General features: G+C 36.2%; 20 protein-coding genes. 17 read left to right on the top strand and 3 right to left on the bottom strand.

All coding sequences use genetic code 11. From position 1 onward, the window contains the following. Positions 1–46: 46 nt before the first annotated feature. Together HCX49_RS19225 and HCX49_RS19220 are read right to left on the bottom strand one after the other, a co-directional pair. Positions 47–481 carry a hypothetical protein gene (locus HCX49_RS19225; RefSeq protein ID WP_132771595.1) on the bottom strand — a complete coding sequence of 145 codons (435 nt, stop codon included), beginning with the start codon at positions 479–481 and terminating at the stop codon, positions 47–49. 78 nt (positions 482–559) lie between these two features. Next, positions 560–1,921: a WG repeat-containing protein gene (locus HCX49_RS19220; protein ID WP_132771594.1), complete on the bottom strand. Its 1,362-nt coding sequence runs from the start codon at positions 1,919–1,921 to the stop codon at positions 560–562. A 158-nt stretch (positions 1,922–2,079) separates the two neighbouring features. Here HCX49_RS19220 and HCX49_RS19215 point away from each other — a divergent pair, with 158 nt between their 5' ends. From HCX49_RS19215 to groL, 17 genes are all read left to right on the top strand, one after another. Next, on the top strand, positions 2,080–3,600 hold the full coding sequence (locus HCX49_RS19215) for a sulfatase (RefSeq protein ID WP_168127911.1): 1,521 nt from the start codon (positions 2,080–2,082) through the stop codon (positions 3,598–3,600). After that, positions 3,600–5,117 carry a sulfatase family protein gene (locus tag HCX49_RS19210; protein ID WP_132843520.1) on the top strand — a complete coding sequence of 506 codons (1,518 nt, stop codon included), beginning with the start codon at positions 3,600–3,602 and terminating at the stop codon, positions 5,115–5,117. Before HCX49_RS19215 ends, HCX49_RS19210 begins: the two co-directional genes overlap by 1 nt. Positions 5,118–5,167: 50 nt before the next feature. Continuing rightward, positions 5,168–6,217 carry an A/G-specific adenine glycosylase gene (gene mutY, locus HCX49_RS19205; protein ID WP_021192204.1) on the top strand — a complete coding sequence of 350 codons (1,050 nt, stop codon included), beginning with the start codon at positions 5,168–5,170 and terminating at the stop codon, positions 6,215–6,217. An 18-nt stretch (positions 6,218–6,235) separates the two neighbouring features. Then, positions 6,236–6,682 carry a single-stranded DNA-binding protein gene (locus HCX49_RS19200; protein WP_021192203.1) on the top strand — a complete coding sequence of 149 codons (447 nt, stop codon included), beginning with the start codon at positions 6,236–6,238 and terminating at the stop codon, positions 6,680–6,682. A 146-nt stretch (positions 6,683–6,828) separates the two neighbouring features. Beyond that, a complete protein-coding gene (gene pheS, locus HCX49_RS19195) occupies positions 6,829–7,866 on the top strand; it encodes a phenylalanine--tRNA ligase subunit alpha (protein WP_132771591.1) in 1,038 nt (345 codons plus the stop codon). A 207-nt stretch (positions 7,867–8,073) separates the two neighbouring features. Next, a complete protein-coding gene (locus tag HCX49_RS19190; RefSeq protein ID WP_031289705.1) occupies positions 8,074–8,649 on the top strand; it encodes a TetR/AcrR family transcriptional regulator in 576 nt (191 codons plus the stop codon). A gap of 34 nt (positions 8,650–8,683) precedes the next feature. Beyond that, a complete protein-coding gene (rlmD, locus tag HCX49_RS19185; RefSeq protein WP_168127910.1) occupies positions 8,684–10,093 on the top strand; it encodes a 23S rRNA (uracil(1939)-C(5))-methyltransferase RlmD in 1,410 nt (469 codons plus the stop codon). A gap of 2 nt (positions 10,094–10,095) precedes the next feature. Continuing rightward, complete coding sequence (locus HCX49_RS19180; RefSeq protein ID WP_021192201.1) at positions 10,096–10,491, top strand: hypothetical protein; 396 nt, start codon at positions 10,096–10,098, stop codon at positions 10,489–10,491. A gap of 66 nt (positions 10,492–10,557) precedes the next feature. Then, positions 10,558–11,319: a hypothetical protein gene (locus tag HCX49_RS19175; RefSeq protein ID WP_132771589.1), complete on the top strand. Its 762-nt coding sequence runs from the start codon at positions 10,558–10,560 to the stop codon at positions 11,317–11,319. 152 nt (positions 11,320–11,471) lie between these two features. Next, complete coding sequence (locus tag HCX49_RS19170; RefSeq protein ID WP_231577295.1) at positions 11,472–12,152, top strand: OmpA family protein; 681 nt, start codon at positions 11,472–11,474, stop codon at positions 12,150–12,152. A gap of 151 nt (positions 12,153–12,303) precedes the next feature. Further along, positions 12,304–13,740, top strand: a complete 1,437-nt coding sequence (miaB, locus tag HCX49_RS19165) for a tRNA (N6-isopentenyl adenosine(37)-C2)-methylthiotransferase MiaB (protein ID WP_168127909.1) — start codon at positions 12,304–12,306, stop codon at positions 13,738–13,740. A gap of 39 nt (positions 13,741–13,779) precedes the next feature. Further along, complete coding sequence (locus HCX49_RS19160) at positions 13,780–15,054, top strand: sigma-54 interaction domain-containing protein (protein ID WP_021192197.1); 1,275 nt, start codon at positions 13,780–13,782, stop codon at positions 15,052–15,054. A gap of 8 nt (positions 15,055–15,062) precedes the next feature. Further along, a complete protein-coding gene (locus HCX49_RS19155; RefSeq protein ID WP_132771586.1) occupies positions 15,063–15,584 on the top strand; it encodes an LptE family protein in 522 nt (173 codons plus the stop codon). A gap of 11 nt (positions 15,585–15,595) precedes the next feature. Beyond that, positions 15,596–16,654 (top strand): tetratricopeptide repeat protein, encoded by a 1,059-nt coding sequence (locus HCX49_RS19150; RefSeq protein WP_132771585.1) that lies wholly within the window; start codon positions 15,596–15,598, stop codon positions 16,652–16,654. A gap of 13 nt (positions 16,655–16,667) precedes the next feature. Then, positions 16,668–17,033 (top strand): preprotein translocase subunit SecG, encoded by a 366-nt coding sequence (secG, locus tag HCX49_RS19145; RefSeq protein ID WP_132771584.1) that lies wholly within the window; start codon positions 16,668–16,670, stop codon positions 17,031–17,033. A gap of 214 nt (positions 17,034–17,247) precedes the next feature. Then, positions 17,248–17,523, top strand: coding sequence for a co-chaperone GroES (gene groES, locus HCX49_RS19140; RefSeq protein ID WP_021192191.1), 276 nt, complete (start codon positions 17,248–17,250; stop codon positions 17,521–17,523). Between the two features lie 75 nt (positions 17,524–17,598). Beyond that, a complete protein-coding gene (gene groL / locus HCX49_RS19135; protein WP_207898652.1) occupies positions 17,599–19,236 on the top strand; it encodes a chaperonin GroEL in 1,638 nt (545 codons plus the stop codon). A 74-nt stretch (positions 19,237–19,310) separates the two neighbouring features. Here groL and HCX49_RS19130 read toward each other — a convergent pair whose 3' ends face one another. Beyond that, entirely contained in the window at positions 19,311–19,682 is a 372-nt protein-coding gene (locus tag HCX49_RS19130; RefSeq protein ID WP_031289700.1) for a DUF3192 domain-containing protein, read from the bottom strand. Positions 19,683–19,702: the final 20 nt, after the last annotated feature.

Here is a 19,702-nt window from a genome sequence, read left to right as displayed (position 1 = left end):
GAAAGATTGTAACTTTAGTTACAATCTTTCTCTTTTTATGTATTTGTTACATGTCGTAATATTCTAATTTACTGTCTTTTAGTGATTGACAGAGATTCTTGAGATCATCTTCCGATTCGAATAACTTATTTCTCCAAGCTCTGACGTGCGCTCCGGTTTTTAATTTAATGATGATAAGATTGCCTCCCGATCGTCTTAAATTACGCACATAGTCTATGGTATTGAGCGGTATGATTTTATGAGAAGTGGGATCTTCTATTGTTAGAGATTCATTGTCAATAGTCCAAACTGTTGGTTTTCTTGAGCATTTTACGGCAATATACAAGACAAGAGGCAATGAAAATAAGGAGCCCATTATTTTTACTACTTCGGATAAAGGCAGTCTCGATACGATGTAAACAAGAGCTAGGACAAATAGCATCATGAGCAACATATATCTGCCCCGGTGTAATGTTGCAATCTTAAAGCTCAATTTTTCCATGTTATATTTTTAATGCAAAGAAACAGAAACCTGAGCTAAAACAAAAATGAGACAAGTAATTGCCTCATTTTATTATTATTACTCTGTTTCCATCTTTTGGACGAATTTTCCTTTATGGTCGATATAAAAAAAATCTTCTCCATTTTCTGAGACTAAAGATAACCCAGAATCGAACGGAGCTGCGTACTGATATTTAATGGGCGTGACAGGTTTGCCTTTTAAATCAATGAATCCATATTTTTCGTTCTGCATACAAAGCCAGAGATTCTCCCCACCGTTTGTTATAAATTCGAAAGCTGCACTAAGTTTTTTCTCCTGATGGTCAACTAGGTAATATAGTTCTTCTTCTGATATGACAGCTGTTCCATTTTGAAATTCGTGAATGAGTTCAAATTTAGTAGGAATGATTATCTTCCCAGTCCTGTCAATGACACCTGATCCAGTTTTTGTTGTTACGATGGCATGTTCATTGTCGAATTCACGGGCATAGCTGTATAATGCAGGAATAATGATATGAGCATTCGTATCCATAAATCCGTATTGGTCATTTTTTGAAAATAATAATGGACCATCTTCCGTTCTTGCTAAGTGTTCATATTGACATGGTATAACTTCTTTGCCTTCAAGATTTAATAGACCATAGCTATTATTAGAATCTACAGCTACGGCATATCCTGCAATGTATTCTTGAATAATGCTATATTTAGCAGGTGTAACTTGATTGCCATCCTCATCGGAGATACCAATGTATCCGGTGTTTTCGTCAAAATAGGATACTCTGTTTTCATCTAATTGAGTAGGTTCAAATGTGAATTGTTCTTCAGCTTTTTCGATAAGTTCAAAATCAGCAGGGATTTCAAATAATGAAGGATTTATTTCTGATGCTGTAACTTTAAAAGCTTGAATTCCCATTTCATAGGCTGATATGGATAATGCCGCGCCGGGGATCTTCTCTAAATAACCATATTCTCCCCAGTACATTTTAGGGAGAGCTTTCGTATACCAGACTTCAATAATTGGATTTCCTTCTTCTGTTTCAATTGGAAGTGTGATGATGGCTTTGTTACAGTTGTAGCCTGCAATTGATTTGGATTCTCCTGTTATAAATTCAACCTGTAGATCAGCTGTTGAGATGGGGTCTTCAGTATCAGTGACAGTTAATTTTCCTGATAACAGCTCCTCCTCATAATAGTTTTCATTATCGTAATCTAATGTATAGGCTTTGTGTTTGTTAAAGTCAGATATCTGAACTGTTTTATCCATAAATTTATTTTCTACTCGTAGGAAGTCGCGAGTGGAATAAAGATCTGCTACAGATTCTGCCTCTGCAACTCCGCCCATATGGAGAGCAAATTGAATTTTATACATTTTCTCCTGTGCATTGGAGAAATTAACAAAAATTAATAGCAGGATAAGTGTTTGAAAGTGTTTACTTTTCATTGTTTTTTCTATGAACTGCGAAATTATGCATTTTCTAAATTCTTTTAAGGGGTAAAGTTTGTTGCTGTGATTTTTTCGTTACAGCATTTCTTCAAATTGCTGTTTTAAATCGTTTCTGTATATTTGAAATTCAACCAAAACTAATTCTTTTATAATTCATGAAGAAGACCGCATTATTAATAGTTCTCTGTGTAGCAAAGGTGCTCGCTTTTGCTCAACAAAAGCCAAATATTGTTATTATCATTTCGGATGATCATTCGTACCAGACAATTGGTGCCTATGGTTCTACCTTGGGACATACGCCAAATATTGACAGAATCGCAACAGCAGGTATCCGTTTTAACAAGGCTTATGTAACGAATTCGATCTGTGGACCGAGTAGAGCTACTTTATTAACGGGAAAATATAGTCATAAAAACGGCTTTAAGGATAATGAAACATCAAACTTTGATCATAGTCAAGATTTGTTTGTTAAAGACTTACAAAAGGTAGGTTATAAAACGGCCTGGATTGGAAAACAGCACTTAGGTAATGAACCTCAGGGTTTTGATTATTTTAGCGTGTTGGTGGGGCAGGGACATTATTTTAATCCGACTTTTGTGAACGCAAATAATCAAAGAGAGACCGTTAATGGTTATGTGTCTGATATTGTTACGGATAAGGCAACTCACTGGTTGGATTCTTTAGATAAAAGTAATCCATTTTGTCTTGTTATAGGCCACAAGGCTACCCATCGTACCTGGATGCCTGATCCGCAAGATTTTGGCAAAAATGATGAAAAGGAATTTCCTCTTCCTGCAAATTTTTATGATGATTATGAGGGACGATTGCCTGCCGGGGGGCAAGAAATGTCAATTGACAAAGATATGCAGATGGGATATGATCTTAAAATGTACAACTCTGTAGCGGCAATGAAGAAGGAAGGCAATTTTTCCCGTATGAATGACGATCAGTGGCGTAAATACTTGGCCTATTATAAGCCTATCAAAGAGCAACTGGATATGAAGCAACTTTCTGGAAAAGCTTTGGCAGAATGGAAATATCGTCGTTATATGATTGATTATTTGAATACTGCTGAATCTATGGACCGTAATATTGGTCGCGTGCTGGATTATTTGAAGGAACATGACTTGGAGAAGAATACAATTGTTATTTATTTGTCGGATCAAGGTTTTTATATGGGCGAGCATGGATGGTTTGATAAACGATTTATGTATGAGGAGTCTTTCAGGACTCCAATGATTGCTAAATTTCCTGAAATGATTGCCAAAGGGACGGTATCCGACGCTCAGATTATGAATGTTGATATTGCTCCAACGTTGCTGCAGTTGGCAGGAGTGAAGAAACCCCAGGAGATGCAAGGTCAATCATTTGTTGATGTGCTCACTGGAAAAGATAAACGGGGACGTCAAAATTTGTACTATCATTATTATGAAAATGGAGAACATGCTGTTTCACCTCATTTTGGTGTGAGCGATGGACATTACAAACTGATCCGTTTTTATAAACGTTTCAATTCTTGGGAGTTATATGATCTTACTCAAGATCCATCTGAAATGAAAAATATTTATACTACTGCTCCCGCAAAGATTGTGAAGGATCTGAAAAAGAAATTAAAACGTGAAATCATGAAAGTGGAGGATCATGATGCATTAACTATCTTTAATAAAAAATTATAATGAAATTGGTAAACCACTATATTATTAGTCTGCTGACTTTAGTTGGCTCTGTTACTCAGGTAGAGGGACAGCAACAGAAACCTAATGTTGTTCTGATCTATGTTGATGATCTAGGATATGGCGACCTAGGAAGTTATGGCGCTACAAAATTAAATACCCCCAATCTGGATGCTTTGGCTTCGGAAGGAATCAGATTTACAAATGGTCATGCTACGGCAGCGACTTGTACGCCGTCTCGATATTCTCTAATGACGGGCAATTATCCATTCAGACAGACAGGTACAGGTATTTTACCAGGTGATGCTAAATTGATTATTCCTCAGGATAAAATAACGTTACCCAAAGTATTTAAAGATGCGGGGTATCAAACCGCTGTGATTGGGAAATGGCATTTAGGTCTTGGAAATCAAGTGGATAAGGACTGGAATGGGAGTGTCAAACCAGGTCCTTTGGAAGTTGGCTATGATTATTCCTTTATTTTTCCAGCTACTGCCGATCGTGTGCCAACTGTTTTCTTGGAAAATCATCATGTACTTGGTGTTAATAAGGCAGATCCGATAATGGTTTCTTATAATAAAAAAGTAGGTAGTGAGCCTACTGGTAAAGAAAATCCGGAGTTGCTGAAGATGAAAAATTCTCTTAATCATGGTCATGATAATACCATTGTGAATGGCATAGGTAGAATCGGATGGATGTCAGGTGGCAAAGAGGCTAAGTGGGTTGATGAAGAATTAACGTTAACATTTGCAGATAAAGCGATCCGTTTTATACAAGATCATTATCAAAAGCCTTTTTTCCTTACTTATAATGCCACCGAACCACATGTGCCTCGTATGCCTGCGACAATGTTTAAGGGTAAAAGTGGATTGGGTTATCGCGGAGATGCTATACTGCAACTGGATTATACTGTTGGACAACTGGTTAAAACATTAAAAGATAATAACGTATACGAGAATACGATTATTATTTTTTCTAGTGATAATGGACCTGTGCTGGATGATGGTTATGATGACGGTGCTGTTAGTCAGTTAAATGGACATAATCCATTTGGACCTTATAGTGGTGGGAAATATTCTGCATTTGAAGCGGGGACGCGTGTTCCTTTTATAATCAGCTGGCCAAAAATGATTAAAAAGGGTACTACATCGGATGCTTTAGTTTGTCAGGTTGATTTATTGAGCAGCTTTGCTTCTTTTCTGAATGTTAAATATCCTAAAGGGGAGGCTGTTGATAGTGAAAATACTTGGAAAAGCTTTATGGGTAAAGATCTGGTAGGAAGACCTTATCTAATAAAAGCATCAGGTACTTTGAGTGTATTAAAGGATAATTACAAATATATTAAGGCTGGTAAGGGCGCAAAAAGAAATAGCCTAGTCAATATTGAGCTTGGAAACGACGAGGTTGATCAATTGTATGATCTGCGCACAGATAAAGGAGAAAAAATCAACATTGCAAAAAATAATCCTGAAAAAGTCAATGAGCTGAAAGCGATTCTTGAAAAGGAAATGAATAAATAATTGACGGGGATTAATTTGATAGCTGGTATAAAAAAACGCATTTTTGCAGGATGTCATTTGCAAAAAAAATAATAGAATGGTATCATGATCATCAGCGTGATCTGCCTTGGCGAAATACAAGGGATGCTTATAAAATATGGTTGTCTGAAATTATTTTACAGCAAACCCGTGTAGAGCAGGGCATGCCTTATTACTTGCGGTTTGTGGATCGATATGCTGATGTTTTAGCTTTTGCTAACGCTTCTGAAGATGATATTTTGCATTTATGGCAGGGACTTGGGTATTATTCCCGTGGCCGAAATATGCATAAGGCTGCAGGAATTGTGCGTGATATGTATCAAGGTGAATTCCCTAAATCGTATGTAGAATTAATTAAACTGCCGGGAGTTGGGGAGTATACTGCAGCGGCGATTTCTTCTTTTTCGAATGATGAACAGCAAGCAGTGTTAGACGGAAATGTTTTTCGTGTTTTATCTCGTTATTTTGGTGTAGAGACGGCTATTAATACTCCTGCGGGTAAAAAAATCTTTACGCAATTGGCAAAGGATAATCTTGATCGAGACTATCCGGCATTGTATAACCAAGCGATTATGGATTTTGGTGCTCTACATTGTAAGCCAAAGGCTCCATTATGTGGTGAATGTGAATTGCAATTAGACTGTTTTGCCTATACGCATGGAATGGTGGCTGATTTACCTGTGAAAATTAAAGCTAAGAAAAGCAGAAATCGTTATTTTCACTACTTTATTATTCAAAAGGACGATGAAATTTTAATGTCTAAGCGTGGCGCATCTGATGTTTGGGAGAATTTGTATGAATTTCCTATGATTGAAACTTCTGAGGCTTTAGAAGGGTTGGAAATAACTGCTCATCCAGAGTTTTTAGCTTTATTTGGGCCAGAAGTTACAATAAGTTTGTTGCAACGGAATAAAAAACATGTTTTAAGCCATCAAAATATTTATGCGACTTTCTATAGCGTGTTAAGCTCTAGGGATTTGGAGCAAAAAAAAGTAAATTGGAATTATGTTTTATTAAAAGATTTGGATAAATTAGCTAAACATAAGCTCATATTTTCTTTTTTAGAAACAGCTAAATTATAACCAAATACCTTAAATATTATGTCAGGAGTCAACAAAGTTATTCTAGTAGGCCATTTAGGCAAAGATCCAGAAATTAGATATTTAGACAATAATGTCTCTGTTGCTAGTTTTCCATTAGCAACATCAGAAAATTTTAATCGAGATGGAAAACGTGTAGAGCAAACGGAGTGGCATACAGTTGTTCTTTGGCGTGGATTGGCGGATGTCGCAGCAAAGTATCTGACAAAAGGAAAGTTAGTTTATATTGAAGGACGCTTAAGAACGCGTTCATATGAAGATAAAGAGGGTATAAGACGTTATTCTACTGAAATTGTAGCTGAGAACTTCACCCTATTAGGAAGGAAATCTGATTTTGAACCTCCTACAGCTCCCCCTGCTCAATCTCATGCAGATAAGATTGAGAATAAGGAGGTTGAAGTCGATTTTACAGAGAATGAGAATGATAGTGATCCATTACCGTTTTAGGTGCTGGAATATATTTCGAAAAAGAGCATCTTTTTTAATGATGCTCTTTTTTTGTGATTATTTTTTTGCTCTTGTTACATAAATTTGAACTTCACTTACGAAAACCCTTTATCTTTTATAATATTTTGGTGTATCTTTGAATAATTATGTTGCAAGATAAAATAACGCAGTATACTGAGGAAATTAAGCAATTTGCTCCAACTTCTTCAGCTGATGTAGAAAATTTCAGATTGAAATTTTTAGTTTCAAAAGGTATTGTTAAAAGTTTGTTTGATGAATTTAAAACTGTTTCTGTAGAAGAGAAGCGTGTTTTGGGTATGGTATTGAACGAGTTTAAACAATTTGCTGAAAAAACATACCAAGAGGCTCACGAAAAATTTGGTGCGAATAAATCACAGGCTCAAAAGAGTGAAGGTGATCTTACTTTACCTGGTCAGGGTTTGAAGTTGGGATCCCGTCATCCACTGTCTTTGGTACGTAAAGAGATTGTTGAGATTTTTAAGAAATTGGGTTTTATCGTTTCTGAGGGACCTGAAATTGAAGATGACTGGCATAACTTTTCGGCTTTAAATTTTCCTCCGGAACATCCTGCTCGTGATATGCAGGATACTTTCTTTATTAAAAAACAAGAAGGGAATGATATTACATTGCGTACGCATACCTCATCGGTACAGGTTCGTTTAATGGAAGCTGGTAAGCCACCTTTCCGCGCTATTATGCCTGGTCGTGTTTATCGTAATGAAGCGATTTCTGCTCGTGCACACTGTTTCTTCCATCAAGTGGAGGGATTGTATGTGGATGAGAATGTTTCTTTTGCGGATTTGAAGCAAACATTGTTTCACTTTGTGCAGGAATTATATGGTGAAGGTACACAGGTGCGTTTCCGCCCTTCCTACTTTCCGTTTACAGAGCCATCTGCTGAGATGGATATTTCATGTACAATTTGTAAAGGTGCAGGTTGCCAATTGTGTAAATACTCCGGTTGGGTAGAGATCTTAGGTTGCGGTATGGTAGATCCAAACGTTTTAGATAACTGTGGTATCGATAGTAAAAAATACTCTGGCTTTGCTTTCGGTATGGGGATTGAGCGTGTCACCAATTTAAAATATGAGATTAAAGATTTACGATTGTTTTCTGAAAATGATGTGAGGTTCTTATCTCAATTTGAAAGCGAAATCATTTAATGATAGAACGAATAGATTATTTAATCACATTATCTATACTTTTAATCAAGAAATTGATTTTAAAAGGTATAGATAATGTGATTTCTTTTTTCATTAATGCAAATAAATATGTGTTTGATAATGAAATTTTATTGATGAATAATCGTATTTTAAACGTTGTGGTTGCTCGACGTTTGGTTCATGTACTTAAATTTTCAAGATAAATTTATGGAAGCAGATAAAATTATTGAATCTATCAAAAGATCTGCTCGAGAGCTATTTCGTAAGTACGGTTATAATAAAACCAGCGTTAATGAATTGGCAAAAAGAGCTAATATAGCAAAAGCGACATTCTATAAATATTTTGATAGTAAAGAGCTGATTCTTCACGCTATTTTAATGGAGTATATTCAAGAGAATGTGAAGGATATTCTGAAAAAGAACGTCGGAGAAGAGGATTTGGCAGTTTTTCTTGGAAATACAATTTTGAAAGTTAGCCGCCTTACTTATACAGTCTGTAATGAATTTGTAGGTTGGGAATTTATTCGTGAATCTGCTAATGCGCAGGAGTATTTAAAGACGCTCTCCGATGATTTAGAATTTTTATTGCTGAGTTCTTTTATTCAAAATGATACCATTGCAGCTTCTATCTCCGAAAAGAAGCTGACTTTCCTTATTAAGACGAGCAAAAACATTGTATTTTCATTTGCATTTACAGCGGTTACAGAAGCAGATGTGCGTAAAAATTTCATTTCTTTTCAAAAGGAAATTCTTCCTTATTTAGTTCACGCAACTATTCATTAAAATTCTGATCAAAAAAGCGTAATTTTGCGCCAATATGAGAAGAAGAAATTCACAAGAAAGATTAGTTTTCAACGATATCGCGATTATTGATATTGCAGAAGAAGGTAAGGGTGTTGGAAAAACAGATGATTTGGTATTGTTTGTTGAAAAGGCAATTCCAGGTGATGTGGTTGATGTTGAATTGATGCGCAAAAAGAAAAGCTTTGGTGAAGGTCGTATTCAGACCTTGAAGAAAGCATCTGAATATCGTGTTGAACCTTTTTGTGAGCATTTTGGAGTATGCGGTGGTTGCAAATGGCAACATATGACCTATGATGCACAGCTGTTGTTTAAACAGCAGTCTGTAGAAAATGCGCTCACACGTATTGGCAAAGTTGATACTTCTTCAATGGAGCCTATATTGGCATCTGGGCAGACGGAATATTATAGGAATAAATTGGAGTACACTTTTTCTAATAAGAAATGGTTGACGACTTTGGATGATAATGTGGAAGATATGAATATGGATGCTCTAGGTTTCCACGTTCCGGGAAGATTCGATAAGATTCTTAATGTTAGTCATTGCTATTTGCAAGAAGATCCTTCTAATGTATTGCGTAATAGTGTTCGAGAATTTGCTGTCGCAAATGCGCTATCATTTTATGATTTACGTGATCATAGTGGCGTGTTACGTAATTTAATCATTCGTATTTCTTCAACAGGAGAATTGATGGTGATCGTGGTGTTCGCTTATCCAGAAGAAGGACAAGTTGAGCTATTAATGTCTTTCATTAAGGATAAGTTTCCGTCAATAACTTCTCTTCTTTATATTATTAATCAGAAAAAGAATGATACGATTTTTGATCAGGAAATAGAGATTTATAATGGACGCGATTTCATTTATGAGGAAATGGAAGGTCTTAAATTTAAGGTTGGACCAAAGTCATTTTATCAAACGAACTCTGCGCAAGCTTATGAACTGTATAAAATAACCCGAGATTTTGCAGGCTTGTCTGGTGATGAACTTGTATATGATTTGTATACAGGCGCTGGTACAATTGCAAATTTTGTTGCTAAATATGCTAAGGAGGTTATTGGTGTTGAATATGTGCCGTCGGCAATTGAAGATGCGAAAATCAATTCGGAAATAAATGGCGTGAAAAACACGAAATTTTATGCAGGAGATATGAAAGATGTGCTAACGGCAAGCTTTATTGCTAAACATGGCAAACCTGATGTAGTCATTACAGATCCCCCTCGTGCTGGTATGCATACCGATGTTGTTGCACGACTATTAGAAATGGAATCTCCAAAAATTGTTTATGTAAGTTGTAATGCGGCGACTCAGGCACGTGATTTGACTTTATTGGCTGAAAAATATGATGTGGTTCGTATTAAACCTGTTGATATGTTTCCGCATACACAACATGTTGAAAATGTTGTTTTATTAAAATTAAAGGGATAATTATGGAAATAGAAGAGTGGTTTGGGGCATCGAAAAATAATGAAGATGATAGCCAAAAATCTAGTCCCCTAAAGAGTTTAAAGATCGATTTAGATTATTATAGTGATTCGATTAAGGAGATATCTTTAGAAATTATGGCTGAGGGCTTATCTGCGTATCCAATTTTTATAGCGCACCAACATGTTGTTAATGTCGGTGAATTGATTTTAGATCATGTCGAGCTAAAAACAAACTGGAGTATTAACGCTTCTACATTTGAAGAGCTTGTTGAATCAAATATTATTAAAGAGGATAGGAAAGACGCGTTTATCAAAAAGTTTAAGCGTGCACAGGATTTTATGTGTTTGTTAGTTATTGTTCCTGAAGGTGCAAATTTTGTCTTTTATCCTTATAAATAGGAATTCTTAAATATTTAAACTTTTTTAACAATTGATGTGTCAAACTATTATTACTTTTATTTAAATATGTATAGAAAAATAATTTGCCATATCAGTTTGCTTAGCTTCGTGTTCCTGTTTTTTTTAGGCACAAATGTTCAGGCACAACAAATACAGCGTATCTCAGGGATGGTGTTCGAAAAAGGGACTTCATTGCGTCTTCCGGAGGTGAATGTTCGTAATTTGAGGACAAATAAATCTGTTGTGTCCAATTCATTTGGTGTATTTGTAATTGAAGCATCTATTGGAGATAGTTTATCTTTTTCTAAAATCGGTTACGCTGAGGCGAAAACTTTAATTAGTGATCTTAAAGATTTCTATGTTGAATTGCAATCAGGAATTCGACTAGAGACCGTTATTATAGAACGTAAAACTAAGGAAGCGGAATTAAATGAAGCTATGCGTGACTACGGAAAGAAGGGCGTTTATAATGGTGGTAGTAATAAGTTTGGAACCTACTTGGCTAGCCCGGCCACTGCTCTTTATAACCTTTTTGGGCGTGAGGCTAAAAATGCAAAGCGTTTCAGTCGTTTTCTAGACAGTGAAAAAGAACAGTTGCAGGTGGATAAGGTTTTTTCTAAGGACGCTGTCCGAGAAATAACAAAATTGGATGATAAAGATTTAGATTCCTTTATGCGCATTTATAGGCCATCTCCGAATATGGTTGCAAATTGGCAACATTATGATTTTTTGGAGTATGTGCAACGTTCTCTTGCTGATTTTAATAAAAATGGCCGTCCAGAGGGGCTTACTCTTCCAGATATTGAAGTGAAGACACAGGAAAAATAATCAGTTTAATTTTATATCTGTCAACTATTGTCGACATTTTTGTTACTAAAATCGGCGTTTGTTGGCTATTATTTATTTTTTGGCATTCGGTTTGTTTCATATAGCTTTGGAATCACACTGGAAATATTATTTAAGATATTATAATTATGAAAATGAATAAGAAGTTAGCTGTTTTTGGTCTTACAGTGGCTACATCAGCAATGTTATTTGGGAGTTGTTCAACAATTCAAAATACAAATAATACCACAAAAGGTGGCGTAATTGGTGGGGTTGCAGGAGGTGCATTAGGAGCTTTAATAGGCAACAAGGCTGGTAGTACCGCTATTGGTACTATTGCAGGTGCTGCTATCGGTGGTGCTGCAGGTGTCTTAATTGGTAAGAAGATGGACAAACAAGCTGCCGAGATCGCTAAAACTGTTGAGGGTGCTGAAGTTACTCAAGCGGGTGAAGGTATCGTGGTTAAATTTGATTCAGGTATTTTATTTGATTTTAATAAATCTGATTTGAAAGCTTCTGCGAGAGAAAATATTAAAAACTTAGTTGCGACTTTAAATAAAGAGCAAGGTACTGATATCTTGGTTATCGGTCATACGGATAACGTTGGATCTTTAGATGCCAATCAAAAAGTTTCTGAAAACCGTGCTAATGCGGTTCGTGCATTTGCAGTTTCTCAAGGTTTAGCTTCCTCTCGTATCCGTACGGAAGGACGAAATTTCTCTGAGCCTTTGGAGAGTAATGATACTGAAGCAGGTCGTGCAGCAAACCGTCGTGTAGAAATTGTTATCGTTGCTGGTAATCAAATGAAACAAGAAGCTAAGAGCCAAGCTCAATAGGTCTGAAAAATATTTTATATTTAAAAAAGCGCTGATGTATCATCAGCGCTTTTTTGTTGGTTTTTATATTCATTTAGGTGCAATATTAATATGACAAACTGTCATCAATTCAATATTTATTCCTAACTTTGTAGTCTTTGAATTTTGAGCTATGTTAGATTTTGCGCATACAACTAAGGAACACGACGAGACGCGTCAAGGTGAAGCCTTATTGATTGAAAATAATGTTTCCAAAGGTAATGGACGTAAGTTATATATTGAGAGTTATGGTTGTCAAATGAACTTTTCTGATAGTGAAATAGTTGCTTCTATTTTATTGGAGACAGGATTTGAAACAACGAAAAACTATCAAGAGGCAGACGTTGTCTTTATCAATACATGTTCCATTCGTGAGAATGCTGAGCAACGTGTACGTAATCGTTTGAAAGAATTTGAATTTGCTAAGAAAAGCAACCCTGGTATGATCGTGGGTGTGTTGGGATGTATGGCAGAACGATTGAAAGCTAAATTTTTGGAAGAAGAAAAGTTAGTTGATGTTGTTGTTGGTCCTGATGCTTATCGTGATTTGCCAAATTTAATTTCACAGGTGGACGATGGAAATCGTTCTGTTAATGTATTGCTTTCGCGTGAAGAAACATATGCTGATATAAGTCCTGTTCGTTTAAACTCGAACGGTATCACAGCATTTATTTCGATTATGCGCGGATGCGATAATATGTGTTCGTTCTGTGTTGTTCCATTTACCAGAGGTAGAGAACGCAGTCGTGATGCTGCATCTATTGTGAAGGAAGCGCATGATTTGTTCAATGCAGGATATCGTGAGGTTACTTTGTTGGGACAAAACGTTGATTCATATAAATATACTGCCCCTACAATTGAAGGGCAAGAAGCAAGTACTCCTGTTAATTTTGCGAACTTATTAGCATTGGTGGCTGAAGTGAACCCGTTATTACGTGTTCGATTCTCGACATCTCATCCAAAAGATATTACTGATGAGGTGTTGCATACAATGGCAAGCTATGATAACATCTGTAAATACATTCATTTACCTGTACAGTCTGGAAATTCTAGAATATTAGAATTAATGAACCGTACTTATGATAGAGATTGGTATATCAATCGTATTGATGCAATCAACCGGATTATTCCGGGTTGTGGTATTTCAACAGATATCATTACTGGTTTTTGTACAGAAACGGAAGAAGAGCATCAAGATACAGTGAGCATGATGGATTACGTGAAGTATGATTATGCGTTTATGTTTGCGTATTCGGAACGTCCGGGTACATTAGCTGCTAAACGTTATGCTGATGATATTCCAGAAGAAATTAAGAAAAGTCGTTTAACAGAAATTGTTGCGAAACAAAGAGCACATAGTTTTGAACGTTTACAGCAATTTGTAGGTAAAAACCAACGTGTTTTAATTGAGGGTTTTTCAAAACGCTCGGATAAAGATTTTGCTGGTCGTAATGATCAAAATGCAATGGCTATTTTTCCTGTAGATGAACGTTATCAGGCTGGTGATTACGTTACTGTAATGATCGAGTCTTGTACTTCGGCTACTTTACTGGGTAAAATAGTTGATTAATTAGAATATAATAGAGGTCTTTATTCTTAAATTTAGAGGATGGATAATCAAGATATTAAGAATCGATTTGGGATTATAGGTAACTCACCTTTACTTAATAGGGCTATAGATATTGCCCGTCAAGTGGCTCCTACTGATATTTCAGTTTTGATCCAAGGGGAGAGTGGTAGTGGTAAGGAGGTGTTTTCACATATTATTCATCAATTAAGCGCGCGTAAACACGGTGCTTTTATTGCTGTGAACTGTGGGGCTATTCCTGAAGGAACAATTGATTCGGAATTGTTTGGTCATGAGAAAGGTTCTTTTACTGGGGCACATGAAGCAAGAAAGGGATATTTTGAGGTTGTCGATGGTGGTACTATTTTTTTAGATGAGGTAGGGGAGTTACCTTTAGGTACACAGGCTCGTTTGCTACGTGTTTTAGAGTCTGGTGAATACATCCGTGTGGGTTCTTCTAAGGTTCAGAAAACTAATGTTCGCGTAGTTGCTGCGACAAATGTTGATGTTTTTAATGCTGTACAAAATGGTAAATTTCGAGAAGATCTTTATTACAGATTGAACACTGTTCCCCTTCGTATTCCATCATTACGTGAACGTGCGGAAGACATTTATTTGTTATTTAGAAAGTTTGTTGTCGATTTTTCTGATAAATACCGCTCACCAAGCATACAGCTGACTGACGATGCACAACAACTATTGAAGACATACAGCTGGCCAGGAAATGTGCGCCAGTTGAAAAATATTGCGGAACAAATTGCCGTTCTTGAGAAAGAACGAGTTGTGGATGCGCGAATTTTACAAAATTATCTTCCTTCTGAAAGCCGTTCTACTTTACCAGCAGTAGTTGCTAATCAAAGTGGAAAGGATGATTTTTCAGAGCGCGATCTTTTATATAAGGTTCTTTTTGATATGAAGAAAGATATGGTTGATTTGAAAAAATTGGTTGTTGAATTGATTCAAAATGGAGTTAATCCTTCCACGTTTGATGAAAATTCTCCCTATATTAATCGATTGTATCAAGAGGTTGAACCTAGTGCTGATCGGCTTCAAGATCATTTGGCCGCTTCACAGACATTGACTATACATCAACCTAATGTGCTGAAAAGTAACCCGGGTCAAGATGGATATTTAAATTATGATACACAAGATGCCGAAGAAGTTGAAGAATCGTTATCTTTAACAGAGAAAGAATCCGATTTGATTAAAAAAGCGCTTAAGAAGCATCGTGGTAAACGTAAAGCGGCAGCGCAGGAGTTGGGTATCTCCGAAAGAACTTTGTACAGAAAAATTAAAGACTTAAATTTAGATTTATAATCTCGTTTATGAAGAAGCTTAGATCAAGTTTGCTACCGGGTTTTATCATGATAGCGATGTTGTTTTTTACAACAAGCTGTGGTGTAAAATATGGTTTTACCGGTGGATCTATTCCTGATGGGATGAAAACAGTGAGCGTATTGTACTTTGAGAATATTGCATCAATGGTTTATCCAACCTTAAGTCAGAATTTTACAGAAGCCTTAAAAGAGCGTATACGTAATCAATCGCGGTTGAGTCAGGTTAATGATAATGCTGATGCAACTTTTGAGGGTTTTATCACGGATTATACGATTAGTCCCGCTGCTGTTGAGGCAGGAACGGATCGTGCTGCATTAAATCGCCTTTCAATAACGATTAAAGTAAATTATCATAATAAAATCGTTGAGAAGGATAATTTTGAACAATCTTTCACAAGGTTTAAAGATTTTTCTGGTCAATTGCAATCGGCTCAAGAGGAAACATTAAATAAAGAAATTATTCTAATGTTGACAGAAGATGTTTACAATAAAGCATTTGCTAATTGGTAGTGGTTTGAGATATGGAAAATAGACGAATTTCAGACGATATAAACTTGTTTCATCAAGCGATCAACAATCCGTTATCTCTTTCGGAATCTGATTTGTTGTCCTTGATTGCCAAATTTCCATATGCGCAGTCTCTTCGTTTTGCTTATGAAAGACACCTCTACTTGCTAAATAGGGAAGTTCATAATATTTCTTCGACATTGCTTTATGCTGCTAATCCAAATTGGTTATATGAGTATCTGCATAAAGCTGTTCCTGTTGAATTACCTATTGAAGTTGAATCGGATGATTATATTGCTTTCGAAGATACAATTGATGATGTACAGGAGGATTCAACTGCAGATCTTGATAATGGAAGAGAGGAACTAAATGCTTTGATTCAATCCGGTGTAGCGCATGATTTTTTTCGATTGGAAAAAACCGATGATATTCTGGAGGAGATTAAAGATGATATTTCTAATGAACCAATGTTATCTGTGGAGTCGACCTTTGTCATAGGTCCTGTGGATGAAGAAGTGCGTGAGGAAGAGCGGATCAGTGTGTATGACGATGAGCTGATGCCTTATAGTTTTTTATGGTGGTTACATAAAACTCGTTTAGAGCATGCAGATACGTACCAGCCATTTTTGAAGGCCCCAAATTATCATGCCCATTCTGCAGAACAGCATGTGACTCGGTTTAAACAGACGATTGATGCTCAAGTTTTGGATCAACAGATTAAGGAGAATATTTTTCATCTGCAGTCTCCTGAGGTTAAGTTAAGCGAGGAATTTAAAAATACGGTACCATTTCAGGTAGAGAAGAAAAATACGGATCATCTGATCGAACGATTTATCAAAGAGGATCCGCAGATAAAACCTCCTCCTGCTGATAAGATTAATCTGGAAAATAAAGCAAGGAAAAGTTCGGAAGATCAGTATTCGCTGGTGACTGAAACTTTGGCCCGAATTTATATCGAACAAGGATTATATCCTAAGGCTATAGAGGTTTACAAAAAATTAGTTTTGAAATATCCAGAAAAAAATGCGTACTTTGCGTCGGAAATTTTAAATTTAGAAAAGAAATTAACTTAATACATATAGAGAAATGCAAGGAATATTAATTGCTCTTATAATTTTGGCAAGTATTTTATTATCATTTTTAGTTTTAATACAAAATCCAAAAGGAGGTGGTTTATCATCAGGATTTGCTGGTGGAACTAATATTATGGGTGTAAAACGTACAGGTGACTTTTTAGAAAAAGGTTCTTGGGGATTAGTGATTGCGATCATGGTTTTTTGTTTAGCATTTAATATCGTAGCTCCAACTACAACAGCTACTGTGGGTGGTGGTTTGGGTAATCAAATTGAAACTCCTGCACAAACTAGTCCATTGAATTTAAATAATACACAACAACCTGCTCCAGCTCAACAAGCTCCGGCACAGAAAACTGTAACAGATTCAACTAAATAGGTTGTTGTATAGAAATTGAAAGCCCCCAAGTAATTGGGGGCTTTTTTTGTATTGTCAGTTTTGTAGCGTGACAGCCTGACAGAATGTGAATGAAATCTGCCAGTGCCTTGTTTTTTCGATGCAAATTTGTCTCAAAAGTCTGCTCTTGGCTCTTTGGCATAATTGCTGATGACATTTAGATATAATTGAAATAGAACTAAAAATAAAATATATTATGGCATTAAACATTAAACCTATCGGTGACAGAGTAGTAGTTGAAGCTGCTCAGGCAGAAGAAAAAACAGCTTCAGGATTATACATCCCTGATACAGCAAAAGAAAAACCATCACAAGGAATCGTTGTAGCAGTTGGAACGGGTAAAGTTGACGAACCTTTGACTGTTAAAGTTGGTGATAAAGTTTTATATGGTAAATATGCTGGAACTGAAATTACTGTTGAAGGTAAAGAGTATTTAATTATGCGTGAGGCTGATATTTACGCGGTTATTTAATTTTTTTATATAGTATCCAAATGTAAATAAATTTGGTCTCTTCTGGGATCAGGTGAAAATTTCAAAAATTTAAAGATAATGGCAAAACAAGTAAAATATAACGTTGAAGCTCGTGAAGCACTTAAAAAAGGTGTTGACACATTGGCAAATGCAGTAAAGGTAACTTTGGGTCCTAAAGGACGTAATGTAATCATTGAAAAAAAATTCGGTTCTCCGGTTATCACTAAAGATGGTGTTACTGTTGCTAAAGAAATCGAATTGAAAGATGCCTTAGAAAATATGGGCGCTCAGATGGTGAAAGAAGTTGCTTCTAAAACTGCTGATCAAGCAGGTGACGGTACAACTACTGCAACTGTTTTGGCTCAGGCTATCGTAGCTCCAGGTATTAAATCTGTAGCAGCAGGTGCTAATCCAATGGATTTGAAACGTGGTATTGATAAAGCTGTAGCAGCAGTTGTTGCGAATTTAAAATCGCAATCTCAAACTGTTGGTCAAGACAATAATAAAATCAAACAAGTAGCATCAATTTCTGCAAATAATGACGAAGTTATCGGAGCTTTAATTGCGCAAGCAATGGAAAAAGTAGGTAATGATGGTGTTATTACTGTAGAAGAAGCAAAAGGTACTGAAACTGAAGTTAAAACAGTAGAAGGTATGCAATTTGACCGTGGTTACTTATCTCCATATTTTGTTACAAACTCTGATAAAATGGAAGCGGAACTTGAAAATCCGTACATTTTAATCTATGACAAAAAAATCAGTAACATGAAAGAGTTGTTGCCGATTTTAGAAAAACAAGTACAAACTGGCAAACCATTAATCATTATTGCAGAAGATTTAGATGGTGAGGCATTAGCTACTTTAGTTGTTAATAAAATCCGTGGTTCACTGAAAGTTGCAGCAGTGAAAGCTCCAGGGTTTGGTGACCGTCGTAAAGCAATGTTAGAGGATATTGCTATCTTAACTGGTGGTACAGTGATTTCTGAAGAAAGAGGTTTCAAATTAGAAAATGCTGAATTATCTTACTTAGGTCAAGCAGAAAAAGTTGTTGTTGATAAAGATAATACAACAATCATTAATGGTGCCGGTAATGCTGAAGATATTAAATCTCGTGTTGCTCAAATCCGTTCTCAAATCGAAACAACTACTTCTGATTATGATCGTGAGAAATTACAAGAGCGTTTAGCTAAATTATCAGGTGGTGTTGCTGTTCTTTATGTAGGTGCTACTACTGAAGTAGAAATGAAAGAGAAGAAAGATCGCGTTGATGATGCTTTACATGCAACTCGTGCAGCTGTTGAAGAAGGTATCGTTGCAGGTGGTGGTGTTGCTTTCATTCGTGCTACTGACGCTTTAAAAGGATTAAAAGGTGCTAATGAAGATGAGACTATCGGTATCGAGATCATCAGACGTGCTATCGAGGAACCTTTACGTCAGATCTGTTTCAATGCTGGTATTGAAGGTGCTGTTATCGTTCAGAAAGTGAAAGAAGGTACAGGGGACTTCGGTTACAATGCTCGTACTGATGTATTCGAAAACCTAATTGGTGCTGGTGTTATCGATCCAACTAAAGTTTCTCGTGTAGCTTTAGAGAATGCAGCTTCTATCGCTTCTATGTTGTTAACAACTGAATGTGTATTAGCTGATGAGCCAGAAGAAAATAATGGTGCTGGTGCTCCTCCAATGGGTGGTGGCATGGGCGGAATGATGTAAGATCATTCTTCTTTACTAAATATAATAAAAAAGCCCTGTTGCAATTTTGCAACAGGGCTTTTTTGTTTATTTAATTAATGACGGCGTCTATACTTCTCGTAATATCCATCGTAATCAGATGGTGAATAGTTTCTTTTTATTCCCCATTCTTGAAGTTCATTGTTGAAAAAGTATAGCCAGTAGATTCTATATCCTGAAGTTGAATCTGCCGCATTTTCTAATTGTGCAGTGCCATATTCATAAATCTCTAATATACCGTCTTGATATTTTTTTGAGGCTACTACGGCATCCGGCTTTCCTAGTTGCTGAACAACCTTCTCTTTGGTCATGCCAACTTGTATTTTTGTAAAGTCAGGACCTTTTAGCATGCTGCAGCTCACGATTAAAGTGGCAAAAAATAGCATCATCATTGTTCCGCTGATTGGATACGTATAATTTTTAATCATAAAATCAGTGTTTGTTATAT

The organism is Sphingobacterium sp. B16(2022), assembly GCF_012030425.1.
Taxonomy (GTDB): Bacteria; Bacteroidota; Bacteroidia; order Sphingobacteriales; family Sphingobacteriaceae; genus Sphingobacterium; species Sphingobacterium anhuiense.
Note: the sequence above shows the minus strand (reverse complement) of the source record. Positions and strands in the feature narration are given on the sequence as shown.

What these genes read in the sequence shown, in the direction of transcription:
- HCX49_RS19225 (WP_132771595.1), bottom strand. Translation starts at nt 481, where the DNA reads ATGGAAAAATTGAGCTTTAAGATTGCAACATTACACCGGGGCAGATAT.
- HCX49_RS19220 (WP_132771594.1), bottom strand. Translation starts at nt 1,921, where the DNA reads ATGAAAAGTAAACACTTTCAAACACTTATCCTGCTATTAATTTTTGTT.
- HCX49_RS19215 (WP_168127911.1), top strand. Translation starts at nt 2,080, where the DNA reads ATGAAGAAGACCGCATTATTAATAGTTCTCTGTGTAGCAAAGGTGCTC.
- HCX49_RS19210 (WP_132843520.1), top strand. Translation starts at nt 3,600, where the DNA reads ATGAAATTGGTAAACCACTATATTATTAGTCTGCTGACTTTAGTTGGC.
- mutY (WP_021192204.1), top strand. Translation starts at nt 5,168, where the DNA reads ATGTCATTTGCAAAAAAAATAATAGAATGGTATCATGATCATCAGCGT.
- HCX49_RS19200 (WP_021192203.1), top strand. Translation starts at nt 6,236, where the DNA reads ATGTCAGGAGTCAACAAAGTTATTCTAGTAGGCCATTTAGGCAAAGAT.
- pheS (WP_132771591.1), top strand. Translation starts at nt 6,829, where the DNA reads ATGTTGCAAGATAAAATAACGCAGTATACTGAGGAAATTAAGCAATTT.
- HCX49_RS19190 (WP_031289705.1), top strand. Translation starts at nt 8,074, where the DNA reads ATGGAAGCAGATAAAATTATTGAATCTATCAAAAGATCTGCTCGAGAG.
- rlmD (WP_168127910.1), top strand. Translation starts at nt 8,684, where the DNA reads ATGAGAAGAAGAAATTCACAAGAAAGATTAGTTTTCAACGATATCGCG.
- HCX49_RS19180 (WP_021192201.1), top strand. Translation starts at nt 10,096, where the DNA reads ATGGAAATAGAAGAGTGGTTTGGGGCATCGAAAAATAATGAAGATGAT.
- HCX49_RS19175 (WP_132771589.1), top strand. Translation starts at nt 10,558, where the DNA reads ATGTATAGAAAAATAATTTGCCATATCAGTTTGCTTAGCTTCGTGTTC.
- HCX49_RS19170 (WP_231577295.1), top strand. Translation starts at nt 11,472, where the DNA reads ATGAATAAGAAGTTAGCTGTTTTTGGTCTTACAGTGGCTACATCAGCA.
- miaB (WP_168127909.1), top strand. Translation starts at nt 12,304, where the DNA reads ATGTTAGATTTTGCGCATACAACTAAGGAACACGACGAGACGCGTCAA.
- HCX49_RS19160 (WP_021192197.1), top strand. Translation starts at nt 13,780, where the DNA reads ATGGATAATCAAGATATTAAGAATCGATTTGGGATTATAGGTAACTCA.
- HCX49_RS19155 (WP_132771586.1), top strand. Translation starts at nt 15,063, where the DNA reads ATGAAGAAGCTTAGATCAAGTTTGCTACCGGGTTTTATCATGATAGCG.
- HCX49_RS19150 (WP_132771585.1), top strand. Translation starts at nt 15,596, where the DNA reads ATGGAAAATAGACGAATTTCAGACGATATAAACTTGTTTCATCAAGCG.
- secG (WP_132771584.1), top strand. Translation starts at nt 16,668, where the DNA reads ATGCAAGGAATATTAATTGCTCTTATAATTTTGGCAAGTATTTTATTA.
- groES (WP_021192191.1), top strand. Translation starts at nt 17,248, where the DNA reads ATGGCATTAAACATTAAACCTATCGGTGACAGAGTAGTAGTTGAAGCT.
- HCX49_RS19130 (WP_031289700.1), bottom strand. Translation starts at nt 19,682, where the DNA reads ATGATTAAAAATTATACGTATCCAATCAGCGGAACAATGATGATGCTA.